At 72.9% G+C, this 15,714-nt stretch carries 17 protein-coding genes and 1 pseudogene; 10 read left to right on the forward strand and 8 right to left on the reverse strand.

Annotation, left to right across the window (positions count from 1 at the left end):
* Positions 1-17: 17 nt before the first annotated feature.
* Both ACFFR3_RS07765 and ACFFR3_RS07770 read left to right on the forward strand, forming a co-directional pair.
* Positions 18-875 carry a hypothetical protein gene (locus ACFFR3_RS07765; protein ID WP_345407086.1) on the forward strand — a complete coding sequence of 286 codons (858 nt, stop codon included), beginning with the start codon at positions 18-20 and terminating at the stop codon, positions 873-875.
* 32 nt (positions 876-907) lie between these two features.
* Complete coding sequence (locus tag ACFFR3_RS07770; protein ID WP_345409882.1) at positions 908-1,114, forward strand: hypothetical protein; 207 nt, start codon at positions 908-910, stop codon at positions 1,112-1,114.
* A 202-nt stretch (positions 1,115-1,316) separates the two neighbouring features.
* Here ACFFR3_RS07770 and ACFFR3_RS07775 read toward each other — a convergent pair whose 3' ends face one another.
* Together ACFFR3_RS07775 and ACFFR3_RS07780 are read right to left on the reverse strand one after the other, a co-directional pair.
* Positions 1,317-3,554, reverse strand: a complete 2,238-nt coding sequence (locus ACFFR3_RS07775; protein WP_379482835.1) for an alpha/beta fold hydrolase — start codon at positions 3,552-3,554, stop codon at positions 1,317-1,319.
* Positions 3,551-4,468 (reverse strand): ABC transporter ATP-binding protein, encoded by a 918-nt coding sequence (locus ACFFR3_RS07780; protein WP_364372853.1) that lies wholly within the window; start codon positions 4,466-4,468, stop codon positions 3,551-3,553. Before ACFFR3_RS07780 ends, ACFFR3_RS07775 begins: the two co-directional genes overlap by 4 nt.
* A gap of 163 nt (positions 4,469-4,631) precedes the next feature.
* Between ACFFR3_RS07780 and ACFFR3_RS07785 the strand changes: the two genes are divergently transcribed.
* Positions 4,632-5,870 carry a sensor histidine kinase gene (locus ACFFR3_RS07785; RefSeq protein WP_379482985.1) on the forward strand — a complete coding sequence of 413 codons (1,239 nt, stop codon included), beginning with the start codon at positions 4,632-4,634 and terminating at the stop codon, positions 5,868-5,870.
* Entirely contained in the window at positions 5,855-6,517 is a 663-nt protein-coding gene (locus ACFFR3_RS07790; protein WP_345407092.1) for a response regulator transcription factor, read from the forward strand. Before ACFFR3_RS07785 ends, ACFFR3_RS07790 begins: the two co-directional genes overlap by 16 nt.
* 11 nt (positions 6,518-6,528) lie before the next feature.
* Here the strand turns inward: ACFFR3_RS07790 and ACFFR3_RS07795 are convergent, their stop codons facing one another.
* Positions 6,529-6,678 carry a hypothetical protein gene (locus tag ACFFR3_RS07795; protein WP_379482836.1) on the reverse strand — a complete coding sequence of 50 codons (150 nt, stop codon included), beginning with the start codon at positions 6,676-6,678 and terminating at the stop codon, positions 6,529-6,531.
* Positions 6,679-6,773: 95 nt separating this feature from the next.
* Here ACFFR3_RS07795 and ACFFR3_RS07800 point away from each other — a divergent pair.
* A pseudogene (locus ACFFR3_RS07800) lies at positions 6,774-7,118 on the forward strand (recombinase family protein); the annotation flags it as partial.
* Positions 7,119-7,247: 129 nt separating this feature from the next.
* Here ACFFR3_RS07800 and ACFFR3_RS07805 read toward each other — a convergent pair.
* Complete coding sequence (locus tag ACFFR3_RS07805; RefSeq protein ID WP_379482837.1) at positions 7,248-8,162, reverse strand: NmrA/HSCARG family protein; 915 nt, start codon at positions 8,160-8,162, stop codon at positions 7,248-7,250.
* Between the two features lie 128 nt (positions 8,163-8,290).
* Between ACFFR3_RS07805 and ACFFR3_RS07810 the strand changes: the two genes are divergently transcribed.
* A complete protein-coding gene (locus ACFFR3_RS07810; protein WP_345407101.1) occupies positions 8,291-8,854 on the forward strand; it encodes a TetR/AcrR family transcriptional regulator in 564 nt (187 codons plus the stop codon).
* On the opposite strand, the gene ACFFR3_RS07815 is transcribed toward ACFFR3_RS07810, so the two are convergent.
* Both ACFFR3_RS07815 and ACFFR3_RS07820 read right to left on the reverse strand, forming a co-directional pair.
* Positions 8,838-9,680, reverse strand: coding sequence for an NAD(P)H-binding protein (locus tag ACFFR3_RS07815; RefSeq protein ID WP_379482838.1), 843 nt, complete (start codon positions 9,678-9,680; stop codon positions 8,838-8,840). The two genes, ACFFR3_RS07810 and ACFFR3_RS07815, sit on opposite strands and share 17 nt — an antisense overlap.
* 296 nt (positions 9,681-9,976) lie before the next feature.
* A complete protein-coding gene (locus tag ACFFR3_RS07820) occupies positions 9,977-11,005 on the reverse strand; it encodes an ArsR/SmtB family transcription factor (RefSeq protein WP_379482839.1) in 1,029 nt (342 codons plus the stop codon).
* 59 nt (positions 11,006-11,064) lie between these two features.
* On the opposite strand from ACFFR3_RS07820, the gene ACFFR3_RS07825 reads away from it, so the two are divergent.
* Positions 11,065-12,261, forward strand: coding sequence for an MFS transporter (locus ACFFR3_RS07825; protein WP_379482840.1), 1,197 nt, complete (start codon positions 11,065-11,067; stop codon positions 12,259-12,261).
* 180 nt (positions 12,262-12,441) lie between these two features.
* Positions 12,442-12,954: a GNAT family N-acetyltransferase gene (locus tag ACFFR3_RS07830; protein WP_364372874.1), complete on the forward strand. Its 513-nt coding sequence runs from the start codon at positions 12,442-12,444 to the stop codon at positions 12,952-12,954.
* A gap of 40 nt (positions 12,955-12,994) precedes the next feature.
* Here ACFFR3_RS07830 and ACFFR3_RS07835 read toward each other — a convergent pair whose 3' ends face one another.
* The gene (locus ACFFR3_RS07835; protein WP_345407118.1) at positions 12,995-13,231 is read right to left on the reverse strand and encodes a hypothetical protein; all 237 of its coding nucleotides are present in this window, start codon (positions 13,229-13,231) and stop codon (positions 12,995-12,997) included.
* Between the two features lie 13 nt (positions 13,232-13,244).
* Positions 13,245-13,994 (reverse strand): TetR/AcrR family transcriptional regulator, encoded by a 750-nt coding sequence (locus ACFFR3_RS07840; protein ID WP_345407121.1) that lies wholly within the window; start codon positions 13,992-13,994, stop codon positions 13,245-13,247.
* Positions 13,995-14,082: 88 nt separating this feature from the next.
* Between ACFFR3_RS07840 and ACFFR3_RS07845 the strand changes: the two genes are divergently transcribed.
* Together ACFFR3_RS07845 and ACFFR3_RS07850 are read left to right on the forward strand one after the other, a co-directional pair.
* Positions 14,083-14,997, forward strand: coding sequence for an aldo/keto reductase (locus tag ACFFR3_RS07845; protein WP_345407124.1), 915 nt, complete (start codon positions 14,083-14,085; stop codon positions 14,995-14,997).
* Positions 14,998-15,128: 131 nt separating this feature from the next.
* Entirely contained in the window at positions 15,129-15,707 is a 579-nt protein-coding gene (locus tag ACFFR3_RS07850; RefSeq protein ID WP_345407127.1) for a dihydrofolate reductase family protein, read from the forward strand.
* Positions 15,708-15,714: the final 7 nt, after the last annotated feature.

A 15,714-nucleotide genomic window follows, 5' to 3' on the forward strand; every position in this document is an offset into this window, starting at 1 on the left:
GCAGGTTTCCCCGTCAGATGGACGAGGGGCACGACACGCGCCTGCACATCGGCGATCTGGTGCGCGCCGCCGCCCCGGACGCCTCGCGGGTGACGGTGCGGCGGGCCCAGCTGGGAGCGTTCGGGGTGACGACCGTGACGGGCGACGGGCGGCCTTGCGCGGTCGATGGCGTGGACGAGCCTCTTGAACGGCTGCGCGAGCTGTCCTATCGCAAGGGGAAGGGCACCTGGTTCAGCTGTGAGCTGGAGTTCACGGCGGGCAGCCGTGGTTACGCCTGCCGGGCCGACGGCGAGGTGATGCCGTTCGCGCTGGTGGAGCCTGCGGCGGCGCTGGGGGAGCTGACCACGTTCCCCCGTGACGTGCCGCCGGAGTGGCTGATCGCGGCGCTGCCGACCGCCATGCCGTTCGGGCTGCCCGTTCCGCTGCTGGACGAGCGGCCGTGGCACTCTCCTTTCGACGAGCGCCGGCCGGCCCCGCCGATCACCGGCGAGGTGTCCTACGCCCCTGCCGCCGGCATGACCGCCCGCGTCGCCGGGCACGAGGACTCCGAGCCCGTGCCGGGACGGCGGCTGCTCTGGCTGGGCGAGCGGCCGGACGACCCCGACGCCGGGGTGGTCGTGCTGACCGTGCACGAGGGGACGTACTACCTGGCGCGCCATCCGGCGGGCGCCACCGACGACGGCCTGCGCTCGCTGACCCTCGACGGTGCGACGCTGCGGGCCGAGCTGACCCCGCAGGCCGCCGACCGCCTGCGGACCGAGACGGTTTTCGAGGTCCGCCTCGACCTGCCCGCCGAGAGCATGGCCACGGTGCGGGCGGCGGTGCCGGGCATGCTGGGGCGGCTCACGGACGGGCCGGAGCTGCTCGGCTTCTGACCGCTCTGGGGCTGGTCGTCAACGCGGTCGCACTGTGGAACTCCAAGCACCTGTCGGCCGCGATCGACCAGCTGCGCGCCGACGCCGTCCCGGTGAAGGACGAGAACGCCGCCCGGCTGTCCCGGTCGGCCACGCCCATCTCAACGTCCTGGGCCGCTACTCCATCCCCTCCTCCGCTCCGGCCGAGGGACTGCGGCAGCTCGGCGAGATCCCCGACCTCCCCAACTGTGGCGGCATGAACGAGGAGGAGGTGTAGACCCCCGAGCTCACGACGCCGACCGCGCCGCCACCGCCGCCCTCGCCGCCGCCCGGGCGGGCGTCCTTTGAAAGGGGAGAGGGGTACGTACCGCGAACGGGGCGCCGCTGACCGCGCCACTGCCCGGGCGAGCGTCTGTTGAGGGGGAGGAGAGGATGGGCTGGCGTTCTTTGAGAAGGGGATCCTTAGGGGGCGGTTTTGGGGCAGACGGTGATGGGGGCGGGGAGGCGGAGTGTGATCAGATAGCGGTTGACGTGGGAGATGATGCAGGAGTTGCCGCTGTTGTAGAGGCCGTGGCCGTGCCATTGATACTGGACCGCGGCCGAGCCGGGCACCCGGCGTACGAGGTCCGCGACCCCGTGGAAGTCGGTCCAGGAGCCGACCCCCAGGAAAGGCGGCAGCTCATCGGCGGGCAGGGGCGCGGGCGGGTTGGTGACGGGAGCAGGCCAGCCGACGCAGGCGAGCGGGTGCCAGAGCTCGATCCCGGCGAGGTTCGGCAGCACGCGCTCACCTTCACGGCGCTTCTGCCGGTACTCCGCGTAGTCGCGGAATCCCACGCCGTCGAGGCAATGGGTCATGTTCATCCCGGTGAACGACGGAACCTTCGGGCTTTTCGTGCTCCGCCGGACGTAGTCAGCGAACCCTGAGGCGTCACCATCGGCGGCAAGCTCGATCGCCTCGGCGAGCTCCGTCCATCGGGGGAACTCGGGCTCCGGACCCGGCTCGATGATGCTGGGTGCGGCGGCCTCCTTGATGTCGAACCCGCTGTAGGCGGCGTGCGGCGGTTCGCCCTTGACCGGCACCGGGACGCGGTCGGCCCGGGCCACCAGCGCCCGCCAGACCTCGCCGACGTCCCGGCCGTGCAACGCGCAGGTGGTGTTCGCCGCGCACCAGGCGGCGAAGCGGGTGAAGGACTCCTCATGGGAGAGCCTGCTCCACGCGCGGTCCGCGTACGGGTTGACCGAGCCGTCGAACACCATCGCGCGCACGCGGCCGGGGAACAGCCGGGAGTAGGCGATCGCGGGCATGCCGCCGTAGGAGTTGGCGATGAAGCTCAGCCGCTCCTCTCCCAGCGCGACGCGGATTGCCTCCATGTCCCGCGCCACGGAGGCCGAATCGAGGTGGTCGAAGAACTCGGGGTCGGCGGCGCGGCATCGCTCCGCCGCCGCCCGGTTGCGCCTGCCCAGCTCGGCGTACTCGGCACGGGTGTCGGGCCAGGTGATCCACGGCCCGGAGACGAGGCAGTCGTACGGCAGCACGCCCTTGTCGATGGTGTTGCGGGGCTCGACGCTGACCACGTCGAAACGGCCGCGCAGCTCGGCGAAGCTGCCCGCGTTCTTGCTCAGAGCCGTCAAGCCCGAGCCGCCGGGCCCGCCGGGGATCGCGAACACCGTGCCCATCCGGCGCTGAGCGCCGGTGGCCGGCAGCAGGCCGACGGTCAGGTCGATCTTCCGTCCTGACGGCTCGGCCCAGTTCAGGGGCACCGTGATCGAGGCGCAGCGCATCTCCTTGACGAGGTCAGGGCAGTCGGCCCAGGCCAGCGTGGACGGGCCGGAGCCGGGCGAGCCGGCCGCGGCGGCGGGCATCGCTGAGACCAGGACGGCCGCGGCCGCGCCGACCGCCAGCACCTTGATCCGGCGCCCGGGCAACATGATCATCGTGGCGCCCGCGGTCAACGCGGCGACCACGTATGCGACCAGCAGCCCCGCCGCCGCGGCAGGCGGCAGGATCCCGCCGCCGACCTCCGCGATCTGGAGCGGCAGGTTCTCGATCATGAAGGAGCCGGCCTGCGCGCGCAGCGGCATGGGCAGCGTCTTGGCCGCCACCGGCAGCACCACGATGATCAGGGTCAGCACCACCAGCGCGCCGGGGGTGGAGCGGACGGCGGCCCCGACGCCGAGCCCGATCAGCGCGACCGCGGCCATCGACAGGCCGGCGACGACCACCGAGGCGAGCATGCCAGGCTCCGACAGCGACGTGCCCAGCGTCACCCCGTCGCGCAGCAGCTGCCCGGCCCGGTCGCCGAGCACCGCCATGGAGGCCGCATGCATGAGGAACGCCAGAGCCTGACCCGCCACCAGCGCGACCGCGGCCAGGCCTGGAACCTTGGCCAGCAGGAGCACCTGCCGGCGCGGCACGGCCACCAGGCTCGTCTGGATCGCCTTGGTGCCGTACTCCGAGGTGATCGCCAGAGCGCCCAGCACGGCGAACACGAAGTAGGCGACCGCGATCCCGTTGCCGATGCCGTCCCCGTTGGGAGGGAAGGCCATCCTCTCGTCCATCGTCTGGCCGTCGAAGCCACGGCCGATCATGAAGGCGATCCCGGCGCAGGCCAGGACGGCCGCCACCGAGCAGGCCAGCAGGTAGAGGTTCGAGCGGAGCGTGCGGAGCTTCAGCCATTCGGAAGCGATCACGTCGATCATCGGGCAGCCTCCTTCGGCGCGGTCCTGTACTCGGTGTCGTCCTCGGTGAGCCGCATGAACGCCTCCTCCAGGGACGCGCCGCGCGGAGACAGCTCCGCCAGCGCGATCCCCGCGGACAGTGCCAGCACGCCGATCTCGGCCGCGTCCAGGTCACGGACGGACAGGGCGCCGTCGTCCCCGGCGGTCACCGTCGCCCCGTGCGCACGCATCACGGCGGCGAGCCGATCCGGGCAGGCCGTGCGGACCAGTACGTCGCCCTGGAAGTGCCCGGCGAGATCGTTCATGGCGGTGTCGGCGATGAGCCGGCCTCGTCCGATGACGATGACGTGGTCGGCGGTGAGCGCCATCTCGTTCATCAGATGGCTGGACAGCAAGACGGTGCGGCCCTCGTCCGCCAGCGAACGCAGCAGGTCGCGCAGCCAGCGGATGCCCTCAGGGTCCAGCCCGTTCAGCGGCTCGTCGAACATCAGCACCGCCGGGTCGCCGAGCAGCGCCGCCGCGATGCCCAGCCGCTGCTTCATGCCGAGGGAGAACCCGCCGATCCGCCGGTCCGCGACGTCCGTGAGGCCGACCTGGTCGAGCACCTCGGCTACCCGGCCGCGGCCGATGCCGTTGCTGCGCGCCAGGCAGGTGAGATGGTCGCGGGCCGAGCGGCCGCCGTGCACCGCTCCGGCGTCCAGCAGCGCCCCCATCGTGCGCATGGGCCGGCGCAGGGACGCGTACGGGCGGCCGTCCACCAGCGCCTCACCCGCGGCGGGGACCTCCAGCCCGAGTACGGCGCGCATGGTCGTGGACTTGCCGGCGCCGTTAGGTCCCAGGAACCCGGTCACCCGGCCCGGTTTCACCGTGAAGGTCAGGTCGTCCACCGCGAGCGTGCGGCCGTAGCGCATGCTCAGTTCCTTTACTTCGATCACATCTCACCTCGTTCACCTGCCTGGTCGAGCCAGGCCAGCCTCGCGGTCCGAAGGCTCGGTCTCCATGGGCGCGGCCCCACCGGCGGGGGTAGTAGAACGCCACCCAAGGGGTGGGCCTGCCCCCACCGTCTTCTCTCCGGCGGTAGGGCAGACTGCATCCGTGATGGGGATACGACCCGCGCCCGGCGGGCCGTCGCGGCAGGCCGTCAACGCTCTGGGGGCGTACGCGCGAAACGTGGCGACCGGCCTGGGGGTGTTGGGGCTGAACGCCGTCACCGGCCTGGCGGCGCTGGTGGTGCTCGCTCTGGTGCTGGTGAGCGCCGCCCTCGTGCCGGTGGCCGGTCTCGGGCGGGCGCCGCTCGGCCTCGGGCTCACTCTCGCCCACCGCCTCGCCGCCCATCAGCGCCGCTGGGCGGCCCGCGTGCTCGCCGGGGATGGTGCAGCGGAGAGCCACGGGAGCGAAACCGACCGGCCAGGGCGGGCCACCCAGGTGCCAGAGCCGCAGCGGTCTGGCACGCGGCGCGAGGTGGGCTGGCTGGCCGTGCACGTGGTCACGGGGCCCGCATCCGTGGTGGCGGTGTGGGCCATGCTGGCTGCCCTGGACTACGTGTTCTTCCGGCTGAGCCCGGCGGAGGCGAGCACTCTGAACACGTTCGCCCTCAGCTTGTCCGTCGCGGCCATTGCGGTGGTCGTCCTCATGTCCGTCTCCCTGCTCCGCACCGGGCAGGCCCGATTGGCGCGGCGGCTGCTGGACGGCGGCACCGCGACGGACGCGCGGATCCGGGCACTGACCGCGTCCCGGGCCGCAGTGGTCGACGCGCGCGCGGCCGAGCTGCGCCGCATCGAACGCGACCTGCACGACGGCGCGCAGGCCAAGCTGATCGCCATCCGCATGCAGCTGGGGCTAGCCCGGGGCTCTCGCGACCTGGACGAGATGGCACGCATGATCGACGAGGCGCGCGAGGTCGCCGGCCAGGCTTTGACGGACCTGCGTGACCTGGTGCGCGGCATCCATCCCCCGGTGTTGTCCGACCGCGGCCTGGCCGGCGCCATCGAGGCGTCCGCGCTGCTCTGTCCGATGCCGGTCGAGGTCGACATAGAGCTCCCCGGCCGCCTGCAGCCGCCCGTGGAGTCCGCCGTGTACTTCGCCGCCGCCGAGGCGCTGGCCAACGTGGCCAAGCACAGTGAGGCGTCCCGCGCATGGGTGCGGCTGCGGCACGCCGCCGGCGTGCTGCGGCTGACCGTGGGCGACGACGGCCGCGGCATGGTGCGGCGCGACAAGGGCACCGGCGTGCGCGGCATCGACGACCGCCTGGCCGCCTTCGACGGCTCGCTCACGGTAAGCAGCCCTCCCGGCGGCCCGACCGTACTGACCATGGAGGTCCCGTGCGCGTTGTCATAGCCGAAGACCTGGCGCTCCTGAGGGACGGGCTGGTCCGCCTGCTGTCGGCGCACGGCTGCACCGTCGTGGAGGCGGTGGACAACGGCCCCATGCTGCTGGAGGCGCTGGTCCGGCACCGCCCGGACGTGTCGGTGATCGACGTGCGGCTGCCGCCCGGCTTCACCGACGAGGGGCTGCGCGCCGCGCTGGACGCACGTGCGCTGGTTCCCGGGCTGCCCGTGCTGATCCTGTCGCAGTATGTGGAGCAGCTCTACGCCAGGGAACTGCTGTCCGACAGCTCCGGCGGGGTGGGCTACCTGCTGAAGGACCGGGTGGGCGACGTCGACAGGTTCGTCGACGCGGTCCGCCAGGTCGCTGGAGGCGGCACCGCGATGGACCCCGAGGTGGTGTCCCAGTTGCTCACCCGCCGCAGCCGCGACAGGCCGCTGGCCGCGCTGACGCCCCGGGAGCTTGAGGTGCTCGCCCTCATGGCGGAGGGGATGTCGAACCTGGCCATCGCCGCCCGCTTCGGGGTCACCGACAAGGCGGTCGGCAAGCACACGAACAACATCTTCGCCAAGCTCGGCCTGCCCCCGTCCGACGACCACAACCGCCGTGTCATGGCGGTCCTGGCCTACCTGCAGGCCACACCAGGAGGAGGCCGGTGACGATCAGGATGTCAGGGTTGCGGGCGGCCGCGGAATTCGAAGTCGTTGAACGTGGTCTTCAGCAGGGACGAGCCGTTCTTGGTGGTGCGGGCGAAGATGCCGAGGTAGTCGTTCCGAATCGCGTTCTGGTCCTCCACATGCTGCACCTGCTCGCCGTTCACCCACATCCTCAGCCGTACCGACGTCGCCACCTGCTCGCAGGCGACCGCCAGCCGCGCCGTCCACCTGGCCGGCGACCCTGGCGGGCCCCGACCGCGTGGCGCCGGCGCCGTCGAAGACGCGCCTGATCCAAGCCTTAGCCCGTCGTGTCCGGGCCGAACTCGTAGTACGAGCCCTCCTTACCCGTGTCGGCTACGCCCGCTGCTCGACCGACGAGCAGGACGTCATCATCCAGACCGAGCGACTCCTGGCCTTCGGCGTCCCCGAGGAGCGGATCTCCATCGACCGCGGCTTCTCCGGTACCACCCGCCGCAACCGCGCCGGTCTCGACCAGGCGCTGGCCGCCGTGTGGGACGGCAGCGTTCTCACCGGCCTCGGCGCGTCCATCTACGACTGGGACGACCCGTTCGGCCGCCTGTTCCTCCAGACCCTCGCGATGGTCGCTGAATTCGAGGCCGACCTCGGGCACATGCGCACCCGCGAAGGCATGGCCCCCAGCCAAGAAGAACGGCAAGCTCACGCCAACGGCTGTTCCTGGGTTCCTCGACCCCGAGGGAGGAGCGGCCGAGCGTCAGGCCAGGTTCTTCTCGGCCCACTCGGCGAAGGTCGTCATGGGGATGTCGAAGCCCTTGGCGTACTCGGGCCTGGCGGGCTGGCTCCTGACGTTCATGTACGCGTGCGAGATGCCCATGTCCGGCATCCCGGCCGCCTTCGCCTCCTCCAAGGTCATGTCGGGAGCCGTCAGCGGGGCGCCCAGCACACGGGAGAGGATCGCGGCGATCTCCGTCATGGACAGGAAGTCGCCGCACAGCTCCAGCTCGACCTGGTGGAAGCGGTCCGGGTCGGCGATGGCGGCGGCGGCCGCGGTGCCGACGTCCTCGGTGTCGATGAGGGGCACGCGGGTGTCCGGCTTGAGCAGGCTCACCAGGCCGCCCTCGACGCCGCGCGGGAACAGGAACCGCATGGACGGCAGGAGGTTCACCATGAAGAAGGACGGCTTGAGTATCGTCCAGCGGGGGAAGCCGGCCGCGCGCAGCCGGTCCTGGATGGCGGCCTTGGCCTCGATCGGGGCTTTCAGGGCGCTCCAGCGGCCTTCGGTCCAGCCGGGGATGTCGGCCTGGTGGCCGGCCCCGGTGACGGAGGTGTGCACGAACTGCGCCACCCCGGCGGCCCTGGCGGCCTCGATGAGGTTGACGCCCATCCGCACCTCCTCGTCGAAGTCGGCGCCGGCGGCGGTGAAGGGGGGCATCTGGACGGAGAAGACGGCGCGGGCGCCCTCGGCGGCGCGGGCCACGGAGTCGCGGTCGCCGAGGTCGCCGGTGACGAGATCGGCGCCGAGCGCCTCGATGGCCTTGGCGCCTTCCGCGGCGGGGTCGCGTACGAGGGCGCGGACGGGGACGCCGGCGGCGAGCAGGGCGCGGGCGGTGGCGCCGCCCTGCCTGCCGGTCGCGCCGGTGACCAGGACGGGTGCGGTGGATGCGGACATGATGCTCCTCATGACGTACGGGAAATGGCGGGGCCCGCCGTTTCCTCCTGCGGTACGATATGGCGGCCCCCGCCACTTGGCAACCCGAAACGGCGGGGTCCGCCATTTAGTGAGGGGGAGTCGACGCCATGCCCGAACGCCAGCGCGCGGACGCCCGGCGCAACTACGCGCGGATCCTCGCCGTGGCCGAGCAGGAGGTCGACGCCCACGGCGCCGCCGCCTCGCTCGAACAGATCGCCCGCGTCGCGGGCGTCGGCTCGGCCACCGTGCGCCGCCACTTCCCGACCCGCCGCGCCCTGCTGCAGGCGGTCTCCCACAAGCGCATCGACGCCCTGTGCGAGCGCGCCGACGAGCTGGCCGGCGAGGACGACGCCCGCGCCGCCCTGCTCGACTGGCTGAGCGACCTGCTCACCTACTGCGTGGCCGCCCGGGGGCTGGCGGCCGCGCTCGTCTACGACGGCGAGAGCGAGTCGGTGCACCAGAACTCGTGCGCGACGCGCATCGAGGAGGCCGGCGAGCCGCTGCTGCGCCGGGCCGTGCAGGACAAGGCGGTGCCCGGTGACGTCACCGTCTCCGAGCTGGTGGCCCTGATCATCGGCATCGTCCTGACCACCGAGCACCGCCCCGACGCTCAGGCGGCCGCGGAGCGCCTGTTCACGTTGACCGTGGCCGGCATCAGTCCTCGGCTCTGAAGTCGCCGGCGTGGTCCCGCGCCCAGGTCGCGAACGTGCGGGCGGGGTGGCCGGTGAGGCGTTCCACGGTGTCGGTGATCTGGGCCGGCGTTCCGTCGCCGGCCTGCCAGTAGTCGAGCAGGGCGTCGGCGTAGTCACCCGGCATGTACGCCTCCATCTCCCGCTTCCACTCCTCCCGGGTGACGTGCTTGATGCCGATCGGCCGGCCGATCACCTCGGCGAGCCGGCCGATCTGCTGGGTGAAGGTGAGGGACTGCGGGCCGGTCAGGTGGAAGTGCCGGCCCTGGTGGCGCAGGTCGGTGAGCACGGCTCCGGCCGCCTCGGCGATGTCGCGCTCGTGGATGGGGTCGGTGTGCGCGCCCGGGTAGGGCAGGCTCAGCGGGTCGCCCTTCTTGATCGGCCACGCCCAGGCGCTCGCGTTGCTCGCGAACGAACCGGGGCGCAGGAGGGTGGTGGTGAGCGGGGATGTCAGGAGCGCGGTCTCGACGTCGAGGTGCGACCTGGCCAGCGGGTCGTCGGCCGCGCCCGGGGCCAGCACGGACGCCGAGGACAGCAGGACCACGTGCTCGACGCCCGCCAGCCTGGCGGCCGCGATGAACCGGTCGATGTGGGCCGGCTCGGCGTACAGGAAGACCTGGCTGACGCCGCTCAGCGCCGCCGGGAAGGTGGCCGGGTCGGCGAGGTCGCAGGTGACGGTCGTGACGCCGCCGGGGACTTGGAGGGCGCCGGGATTGCGCGAGGCGACGCGTACGGGGAGGTCGGCCTGGCGCAGCAGGGTGACCAGGTGGGTGGCGACCGCGCCGCGGCCTCCGGTGACGAGGATCATGGAACGAGCCCGATCTGGGAGCATGCCGCCGGACGCGTCCTGACCGGTACCGCCGGTCGCTGTGAAGAAGGTGGGCACGGCGAAGCACGCTCTCCGTTGAGAGAATCAGACAGCCGCGCTTGTGGGGCTGCCGTGCCGGCCGGATGTCCCGACGCGCTCACCGAGGAGCGCTGCACCTTACGCCGCAGAACGTACCACAACCCCGCACAACGCCTCGTATTTGTCGCGCACCTCACCCCGACGCAACGCCTCAGACCTGTCACGCCACCTCCACCTCGGCGCGCTGGGCTGTGCGGTCAGTCGGCCGCCAGGGTGTCGCCCAGGGGGGTGCGTTCGTAGCGGACGCTGCGGCCGGTCCTGGTGCGGGTGATCAGGCCGGATTCGCGCAGCACGGCCAGGTGACCGCCGACCGCGCCCAGGCTGAGGCCCAGCTGGCGGACCAGCTGCGTGGTCGTCGCCGGTGCCGCCAGCGCTCGCAGGATCTGCGCCCGGTGCGGGCCGATCAGCCGGGCCAGGGCAGCCGCGCCGCCGTGCGCGGGTGGCGGCCCGAACAGGTTCGCGACGCCGCGCGCCGGATAGACCAGCGCGTACGGCCAGGGCGGCTCGACGTAGCTGATGAGGGTGCCGAAGACGGTCGGCATCAGCAGGAGCCCCGTGCCGTCGAGCCGGTGCCGCTCCTGCACGTCCCGGCGGCCGGTGCGCACCTCGATCACGCCGCGCTCTGCCTCGGAGCGCCAGCGTACGCGCGGGTCCAGGTCGGACAGCGCCGCGGCCCAGCCGTCCATGGCCAGCTGCCCGGCGCGGTGCACGAGGTCGCGTTCCAGCACCGTGCGCAGCCGCGGCCAGTCGGGCTCGACCAGCGCGTGCCAGGCCGCCTCGATCGCGTCCGCCAGCCGGGTGAGCACGTCGGGGGCGGTCAGGATCTGCTGGACGTGGCGCGGCGGCCTACGCATCCCCGCCAGGTTGCGCGCGAGCTCCGTACGCACCCGCTCCAGCGGGGTCGCCCGCACCACGGCCAGCTCGGCGGCGAAGTCACCCTCGCGGGTGGTGAGTGCGGCGAGGTTGCCCCTGCGGCCGGTCGGCGGGGGCTGGATGAAGTCGGCGTTGTAGGCGTCGCGGCGGAACAGCGTGGTCAGGGCCTCGACCTCAGGGATCTCGCGCACCAGTTGCCTGTAGCGGGGGGCGATGCGTTCGGCCCAGGGGCGCAGGGGGCCGGCGGGCTGCTCGCCGGCCGCGACGCGGAGTGCGTTCATCGCCTCTCCCAGCGGGGAGATGGCGTAGCGGGTGTGGGCCACGTCGAGTGGGCCTACCTCGATGAGCAGCACTTTTCGCCTCCACCCGAAACCTTAACGCCCTCCCGGACGCTGCCCCGAGACTGGCCCGCATGATCACAACCCGGGCCACGTACCGCGAGGTGTTCGCGGTGGGCCAGTTCCGCGTGCTGTTCACCGGTTACACGCTCTACCTCGGCGGCGAGACGGTGAAGATGCTCGCGCTGTCGGTGACCGTCTATGCAGGCACCGGTTCGCCGCTGCTGGCCGCGCTGGCCTACGTGGCCGGTTTCCTGCCCTATGCGCTCGGGGGCACGTTCCTGCTGGCGTACGCCGACCGGTGGCCGCCCCGGGCGGTGATGGCCGGGTACGACCTGGTCAGGGCCGGGGTCGCGGCGGTGCTCGCGGCCGGGGTGCTGCCGCCGGTGGCGATGCTGGTGCTGGTGTTCGTCACCGGGGTGCCGGGCGCGGTCGCTTCGGCGGCGCGCAGCGCGTTGCTGCCGGATCTGCTCGACGGCGACCGGTACGTGCTGGGCCGGGCAGTGTTCTCCATGGCCGCGGGCGGTACGCAGGTGCTCGGCTTCGCCGTGGGCGGGATGCTGATCGCGGCGGTGGGCCCGTACGGGGCGTTGTGGATCACGGTCGCGAGCTGCCTGGTGTCGGCCGCGCTGCTGCGGTTCCGACTGGCCGACCGGCCGGGCCGTGGTCCGGCCGGCGGGTCGACGGTGGGGCGGACCTGGCGGGTCAATCGCGAGTTGCTGCGCCGGCCCGAGGTGCGTGCGCTGCTGTGGGCCCAGTGGTTTCCGCCCGCGCTGGTGGTGGGGGCAGAAGGGGTGCTGGTCCCGTACGCGGCCCACGTCGGGGCGCCGGGTGCGGCCGGGTGGCTGTTCACCGCTGTGGCGCTCGGCATGCTGGCCGGGGACCTGGTGATCGGGCGGCTGGTCGCCCCGCGGCTGAGAGAACGGCTGGCGGGGCCGCTGGCGCTGCTGCTCGGCGGGCCGCTGCTCGGGTTCGCGGGCTCGCCGGGGCCCGTCGTGGCGGGGGTGCTGCTGGCCGTGTCGGGGTTCGGGGTGGCGTACCAGCTGGGGCTGGCCCGGCGGTTCCTTGAAGTGGTGCCGGAGGCGAACAGGGGGCAGGCGTTCGGGCTGGCGCTGACCGGGACCATGACGTGGCAGGGGCTGTTCGCGGCCGGTGGCGGAGCACTGGGTGAGGTGGTGACGCCCGGCCAGGTGGTCGCCACGGCGGGCGCGGCGTCCGTGGTGGCCGTGGCGGGCCTGTGGCGCGTGCTCACGCCACGCGGGATCGGGTGATAAGCTCCTTCCGATCGTGAGAGGGGAGGTGAGGTTGGTGACCGCGGCGAAGACCGCTGCCCTGGGCAGCGCCCGGACCGACCTGACATCCCGGGCCCCGGTCCGCCCGCAGGCTTGAGCCACCCGGCTCGCCGCACGGGCTGACCTCGTCGGGGCCCCTTTCTCACGAAGGGTTTTACGTTGTCTCCTTCCTGGATCACCCGTCCCGAGGGCGCCGGTGACGTCGCCGCCATCCGCGACATCAATCTCGCCGCCTTCCCGACCGCATACGAGGCCGATCTGGTCGAGGCGCTGCGGGCCGACCCGCAGGCGTGGCTGCCCGGCCTGTCCTGGCTGTCCGAGACCCCCGGAGGGGAGCCCGCCGGGTACGCGCTGCTCACCCGCTGCCACGTCGGCGGCGAACCCGCCCTCGCCCTGGGCCCGTGCGCCGTCCTGCCCGAGCACCAGCGGCGGGGCGCCGGTGGCGCCGCCATCCGGGCCGCGCTGGACGCCGCCCGCGAGCGGGGCGAGAACCTGGTGGTGGTGCTCGGCCACGCCGAGTATTACCCGCGCTTCGGCTTCACCACGGCCTCCGGGCACGGCATCCGCCCGACCTTCGACGTCGAGGACAAGTACATGATGGCCCTCGCCCTCGACCCAGAACGGCCGATCCCGACCGGCCTGATGCGCTACGCGTCGGCGTTCGGCATCTGACCTTCCATCCCGGCGGCCCCCAGCACGGCTGGGGGCCGCCTCATCCCATGCGGATGGGCCCACGAGCATCGGCCGCCGCAGGAGGCCGTCGCGCCGGCCGGGGTCGGCCGGGGTCGGCGCCGTAGCGGTGCTGCGGGAAGGCGGGGTGGTAGCCGGTGACGGGCGTGCCGTCGATGGCGTGCTGCAGGGCGCCGTCGCCGCCGTCGGTGGCGACGGGGAACTCCCGGACCCGTTCCTCAGGCCGTCGAACCCGGTCCGCACGGGCCAGGGGAGTCATGGCGGTCTCGTGATCAGCGGGCGAGCCGGTCGAGCCAGTCGCGCAGCAGGGCGGTCTCGGCCGGGCGGAGCGGGAGGGTGTCCTGTGGCGCGGCGGTGAGCGCGGCGTCGAGGGCGAGGGCCCGGGAGGCGAGGCCGGTGTCCTCGGCCGGCGGCGGGTCGGTGGTGAGCGAGGCGATGAGGGTGTCGCGCATCCTCGCGGACAGCTCCGGCAGGCGGGACTCCTGTCCTGAGGTCTCGGGTACGCGACCGTCCGGCCCTTGAGTCCCGACGGCGGGGGCGCCGATCAGGGACAGGGTGACGCCGGTGACGGCGGCGTGCAGGAGGCCGGCGGCGGTGCGGGGCGGGACGCGCAGGCGGCCGGCGGCGGCGATGCGCTCGAGGTAGCCCAGCAGCAGCTCGTGCGCCTCCTGGGCGGCGGGCGGGCGGCGGCCGGGGCGGTCGGTGCCGAACATCAGCACGTAGAAGGCGGGGTGGCGCAGGCCGAAGTCGACGTGCATGTCCCAGCCGCGGCGCATGTCCTCGACCGGGTCGCCGCTGTAGGCCAGCTCGTGCTTCTCGGCCAGGTAGAGGTCGAAGCCGTGCACGGCCAGGGCGGCGAGGAGGGCGTCTTTGTCGCCGAAGAGCTGGTAGAGCGAGGCGGCGCGGATGCCGGCCGCCGCGGCGACGGAGCGGGTGGAGACGGCCTGGGCGCCCTCGCGTTCGAGGATGCCGGCCGCCGCGGCGAGGATCCGCTGCCTGGTCCTGGTCTTCTCGTCGTCCACGTTGCGATGTTACGGCATTTCGCGTAACACTGGAACGGAACAGTGCTACGGGTAGAAGCGTGGCAGTGATACATCGAGGGAGCAGCCGATGAACCGGATCGGATACGGCGCCATGCAGCTCGCGGGCCCGAATGTGTGGGGCCCGCCGCAGGACCCCGAGGCGGCGCGGCGGGTGCTGCGCCTGGCGGTCGAGCTGGGCGTGACGTTCTTCGACACCGCGAACGCCTACGGGCCCCGCGTCGTGAACCAGCTGATCGGCGAGGCGCTGCGCCCGTTCCCCGACGGGGTGATCGTCGGCAACAAGGTCGGCGCGGGACGCGGCCCCGACGGGTCGTGGATCATCACCGACCACCCGGACACCGTACGTGCGCAGGTCCACGAGGCGCTGGCCGACATGGGCACGGAGACGAGCGAGCTGACGTACCTGCGGCTGCCGGGCGACCTCCCCGGCACGCACACCGACGTGCCGCTGGAGGAGTCGCTCGGCGTGCTGGTCGAGCTGCGCGAGCAGGGCCTGATCCGCCGCATCGGCCTGTCGGGCGCCTCGCCGGAGCTGCTGGCCCGCGCGCAGGAGATGACGCCGATCGCGGCCGTGCAGAACCGCTTCAACCTGCTCGACCGCAGTGGCGTCCAGGTGCTCGAGGCCTGCGAGAAGCGGGGCGTCATGTTCGTCCCCTACTTCCCGCTGGCCTCGGGACGGCTGGCCGGCTACGCCGAGCCGGCGGGCCCCGCGCAGCGGCTGGGCGTGACGCCGGCCCAGGTGGCGCTGGCCTGGCTGCTGCGCCGCTCGCCGGCCATGGTCGTCATCCCCGGCACGGCGAACCCCGCCCACCTGCGCGCCAACGTCGCCGCCGCCGGCATCGCCGCCGATCTGACCGACGACGAGGTGGCCCGCCTGACCGGCCTGGTCGACGAGTCGCAGGCCACGCTCGGGCAGCCGCACCAGTCCACGCTGGACGCGCTGACGGCGGCGGCGGAGCGCCACGCCGGCGATGTCCGGTGAATGTCCCTCCAGCGCCCTGGCCGCACGGGCGTGCGCCGGTGAGAATCGGCGCAGCCCGGCGGCGATGAGTTCCGGGCCGATGCGTGGTCTGTAACGACGAACCCGATCGCCCGTACGCGAGGAGCAGCGCCGTGACCGTCACCTACACCTTCGACGTCTTCAGCAGTCTCGACGGCTTCGGCTCGGCGACGGCCGACTGGAGCGGCTACTGGGGCAAGCAGGGCCCCGAACTGCTGGAGCACCGCCTGGCCTGCTACAGCGAGGAGCAGCGGATGGTGTTCGGCGCCACCACCTTCCGCAGCTTCGTGGACATGCTCGCCGGCGCCGCCGACGACGCGGACGTACGCGACCCGTGGGTGCGGCGGATGTGCGACCTGCCCGCGACCGTGGTCTCCAGCACCCTCGCCGAGCCCCTCGACTGGCGGGACGCGACCGTGGAGCGCGGCGACGCCGTCGAGGTCGTACGGCGGCTGAAGGAGGAGTCGAAGGTGCCGCTGCGCTCGCACGGCAGCCTGGCGATGAACCGCGCGCTGATGGCGGCGGGCCTGGTCGACCGGGTGCAGGTGACGATCTTCCCGGTCATCACGGGGCGGACGGGGGCGTCCCCGATCTTCAAGGGTGCGGCGGACTTCGATCTGGAGCTGCTGGAGTCGCGTACGCTCGACAGCCGCATCCAGGAGCTCGTCTACCGCCCCGCCCTGCACACCTGAGCGGTGC

The organism is Nonomuraea salmonea, assembly GCF_042428605.1.
In the GTDB taxonomy this organism is placed as follows: domain Bacteria; phylum Actinomycetota; class Actinomycetes; order Streptosporangiales; family Streptosporangiaceae; genus Nonomuraea; species Nonomuraea salmonea.

Coding starts and splice junctions, on each gene's coding strand:
- ACFFR3_RS07765 (WP_345407086.1), top strand. CDS start 18: ATGGACGAGGGGCACGACACGCGCCTGCACATCGGCGATCTGGTGCGC.
- ACFFR3_RS07775 (WP_379482835.1), bottom strand. CDS start 3,554: ATGATCGACGTGATCGCTTCCGAATGGCTGAAGCTCCGCACGCTCCGC.
- ACFFR3_RS07785 (WP_379482985.1), top strand. CDS start 4,632: ATGGGGATACGACCCGCGCCCGGCGGGCCGTCGCGGCAGGCCGTCAAC.
- ACFFR3_RS07805 (WP_379482837.1), bottom strand. CDS start 8,162: ATGTCCGCATCCACCGCACCCGTCCTGGTCACCGGCGCGACCGGCAGG.
- ACFFR3_RS07810 (WP_345407101.1), top strand. CDS start 8,291: ATGCCCGAACGCCAGCGCGCGGACGCCCGGCGCAACTACGCGCGGATC.
- ACFFR3_RS07815 (WP_379482838.1), bottom strand. CDS start 9,680: ATGATCCTCGTCACCGGAGGCCGCGGCGCGGTCGCCACCCACCTGGTC.
- ACFFR3_RS07825 (WP_379482840.1), top strand. CDS start 11,065: ATGATCACAACCCGGGCCACGTACCGCGAGGTGTTCGCGGTGGGCCAG.
- ACFFR3_RS07835 (WP_345407118.1), bottom strand. CDS start 13,231: ATGACTCCCCTGGCCCGTGCGGACCGGGTTCGACGGCCTGAGGAACGG.
- ACFFR3_RS07845 (WP_345407124.1), top strand. CDS start 14,083: ATGAACCGGATCGGATACGGCGCCATGCAGCTCGCGGGCCCGAATGTG.